The 3,819-nt window shown below is 60.7% G+C and carries 2 protein-coding genes; one reads left to right on the forward strand and one right to left on the reverse strand.

Annotation, left to right across the window (positions count from 1 at the left end):
- Window positions 1–61: 61 nt before the first annotated feature.
- Window positions 62–871, reverse strand: coding sequence for a tRNA cyclic N6-threonylcarbamoyladenosine(37) synthase TcdA (tcdA, locus tag ACW9I6_RS31345; RefSeq protein WP_003219345.1), 810 nt, complete (start codon window positions 869–871; stop codon window positions 62–64).
- Between the two features lie 219 nt (window positions 872–1,090).
- On the opposite strand from tcdA, the gene ACW9I6_RS31350 reads away from it, so the two are divergent.
- Window positions 1,091–3,682: a glycosyltransferase gene (locus ACW9I6_RS31350; protein WP_003219347.1), complete on the forward strand. Its 2,592-nt coding sequence runs from the start codon at window positions 1,091–1,093 to the stop codon at window positions 3,680–3,682.
- The last annotated feature ends 137 nt before the right edge of the window (window positions 3,683–3,819 follow it).

Below are 3,819 nucleotides of genomic sequence, written 5' to 3' on the forward strand. Positions count from 1 at the left end.
GATACACCGCTTTCGCGAGCAAGCCCGCTCCCACATTTTGATCTTCATTCCAGACTGAGATCTAAGGGGCCTTGACCCTGTCAGCAGGCCGGCGCACCCCGGCCACTATCTTGTCCACCGCCTTGGTCGCGGCCACCATGCCGAAGGTCGCAGTCACCATCATCACCGCGCCAAACCCGCCGGCACAGTCCAGCTTCACGCCATCCCCGACAAAACTCTTCTGCAAACAGATGCTGCCGTCCGGCTTCGGGTAACGCAGCTGTTCGGTGGAGAACACGCAGGGCACGCTGTAGTGGCGGGTCACAGTGCGGGAGAAGCCATAGTCGCGACGCAACGTGGAGCGCACCTTCGACGCCAGCGGGTCATTGAACGTACGGTTCAAGTCACACACCTGAATCAACGTCGGATCAATCTGCCCGCCCGCGCCGCCGGTGGTGATGATCTGGATCTTGCGCCGCTTGCACCAGGCAATCAGTGCGGCCTTGGCGTTCACACTGTCGATGCAGTCGATCACGCAATCGATATTGGGCGTGATGTACTCGGCCATCGTCTCGCGGGTCACGAAGTCCGCCACCGCGTGCACGGTGCAATCCGGGTTGATGCCTTTCAGGCGCTCGGCCATGACCTCGACCTTGGCCTTGCCCACCGTGCTGTCCAGCGCATGCAACTGACGGTTGCTGTTGCTGACGCATACATCATCGAGGTCAAACAGCGAAATCTCGCCCACGCCGCAGCGAGCGATGGCTTCCGCCGCCCACGAACCCACCCCGCCCACGCCGACGATGGCCACATGGGCCGCCTTCAGGCGCTCCAGGCCTTCAATGCCATACAAGCGGGCGACGCCGGCAAACCGTGGATCTTCTGTACTCATGACCATTACCCCAAAAACCGGCGCGCATTATAGGGCTACACAGCGACAAGTTTTAAACTACAAGCTACAAGTAAGAGAACTTACGACGAGTTGCACTGCCCAATGTCCGGTTTTTCCCGGCTTGCTGTACGGTCGGTGAAAGGCCAGTGTAGGATGCGCGCCGTTCGGCGCAGGCCGACACCTCTTTTCGTTCCACACCCTTTGGAACCCGAAATAGCCATGTCATCGCGTAAATTTGGACTCAACCTGGTGGTGGTGCTGGCAATTGCCGCGCTGTTCACCGGCTTCTGGGCGCTGATCAACCGCCCGGTCAATGCCCCTAACTGGCCCGAGCAGATCTCCGGTTTTTCGTACTCGCCGTTCCAGCAAGGCCAGTACCCACAGAAAGACCAGTATCCGACCGACGATCAAATGCGTCAGGACCTTGCGATCATGAGCAAGCTGACGGACAACATCCGTACCTACTCGGTCGACGGCACCCTGGGGGATATCCCCAAGCTGGCGGAAGAATTCGGCCTGCGGGTGACCCTGGGGATCTGGATCAGTCCGGACCTCGAGCGCAACGAGCGCGAGATCCAGCGCGCCATCGAAATCGCCAACAGCTCCCGCAGCGTAGTGCGGGTAGTGGTGGGCAACGAGGCGCTGTTCCGCGAAGAAATCACTCCGGAGGCGCTGATCGTGCTGCTGGATCGGGTACGGGCCGCCGTCAAGGTGCCCGTAACCACCTCCGAGCAATGGCACATCTGGGAACACAACCCGCAACTGGCCAAGCACGTCGACCTGATCGCCGCGCACATCCTGCCGTACTGGGAACATATCCCGGTGGACAAGGCCGGCCAGTTCGTCCTCGATCGCGCACGGGACCTGAAGAAGACCTTCCCGAAAAAGCCGCTGTTGCTGTCGGAGGTTGGCTGGCCGAGCAACGGCCGGATGCGTGGCGGTGCTGACGCCTCCCCCGCCGACCAGGCGATTTACCTGCGCACGCTGGTTAACACGCTGAACCGCCAGGGCTACAACTACTTCGTAATCGAAGCGTTTGACCAGCCATGGAAAGCCAGCGACGAAGGCTCTGTAGGCGCCTATTGGGGCGTGTTCAACGCCGCACGCCAGCAGAAATTCAACTTTGATGGCCCGGTGGTCGCGATTCCGCAATGGCGAGTGCTGGCGATCGGCTCGGTGGTGCTTGCGCTGCTGTCCCTGACCCTGCTGATGATCGACGGCTCGGCCCTGCGCCAGCGCGGCCGTACGTTCCTGACCTTTATCGCGTTCCTGTGCGGGTCGGTATTGGTGTGGATCGGTTATGACTATAGCCAGCAATACAGCACCTGGTTCAGCTTGACGGTGGGCTTCCTGCTGGCACTCGGCGCCCTGGGCGTATTTATCGTGTTGCTGACCGAAGCCCATGAGCTGGCCGAAGCAGTCTGGACCCACAAACGCCGGCGTGAATTCCTGCCGGTTGAAGGGGATTCGGACTACCGCCCGAAAGTCTCGATCCACGTGCCGTGCTACAACGAGCCGCCGGAGATGGTCAAACAGACCCTCGACGCCCTGGCCGCCCTCGATTATCCGGACTACGAAGTCCTGATCATCGACAACAACACCAAGGACCCGGCCGTGTGGGAGCCGGTGCGCGACTACTGCGAAACCCTCGGCCCGCGCTTCAAGTTCTTCCACGTCTCGCCCCTGGCCGGTTTCAAGGGCGGCGCACTGAACTACCTGATCCCGCACACCGCCAAGGATGCCGAAGTGATCGCGGTGATCGACTCCGATTACTGCGTGTCGCCAAACTGGCTCAAGCACATGGTGCCGCACTTCGCCGACCCGAAAATCGCCGTGGTGCAGTCGCCACAGGATTATCGCGACCAGAACGAAAGCACCTTCAAGAAGCTCTGCTACGCGGAATACAAAGGCTTTTTCCATATCGGCATGGTCACCCGCAACGACCGTGACGCGATCATCCAGCACGGCACCATGACCATGACCCGTCGCTCGGTGCTGGAAGAGCTGGGCTGGGCCGACTGGTGCATCTGTGAGGATGCCGAGCTGGGCCTGCGCGTCTTCGAGAAGGGCCTGTCGGCGGCGTACTACCACGACAGCTACGGCAAGGGCCTGATGCCCGATACCTTTATCGACTTCAAGAAACAGCGTTTCCGCTGGGCCTACGGCGCGATCCAGATCATCAAGCGCCACACTGCGAGCCTCTTGCGCGGCAAGGACACCGAGCTGACCCGTGGCCAGCGCTACCACTTCCTCGCGGGATGGTTGCCGTGGGTGGCCGACGGCATGAACATCTTCTTCACCGTGGGCGCCTTGTTGTGGTCGGCGGCGATGATTATCGTGCCGACGCGGGTTGACCCGCCGCTGCTGATTTTCGCGATTCCGCCACTGGCGTTGTTCGTGTTCAAGGTCGGCAAGATCATCTTCCTCTACCGTCGTGCGGTGGGTGTGAACCTGAAAGATGCGTTCTGCGCGGCACTGGCCGGGCTGGCGTTGTCGCACACCATCGCCAAGGCGGTGCTGTACGGGTTCTTCACCACCAGCATTCCGTTCTTCCGTACACCGAAGAACGCCGATAACCACGGTTTCTGGGTGGCGATCTCCGAAGCCCGGGAAGAGATGTTCATCATGCTGCTGTTGTGGGGTGCGGCATTGGGGATTTACCTGGTGCAGGGCCTGCCGAGCAATGACATGCGCTTCTGGGTGGTGATGTTGCTGGTGCAGTCGCTGCCGTATGTGGCAGCGCTGATCATGGCGTTCCTGTCGTCGCTGCCGAAACCGGCACCGAAGCAAGAGCCTGTGGCCGCTGCTTAAAATCCTGCGCAATGCACTAAACGGCGGCCTCTGGCCGCCGTTTTGCTATAAGATAACGGCCATTTTGTGAGACTTGGCCCAGGCCATTGCTTTGTGTGGGAGCGGGCTTGCTCGCGAATGCGGAGTGTCAGTCAACA

The sequence above is a fragment of the Pseudomonas sp. SDO5522_S412 genome (assembly GCF_054071215.1).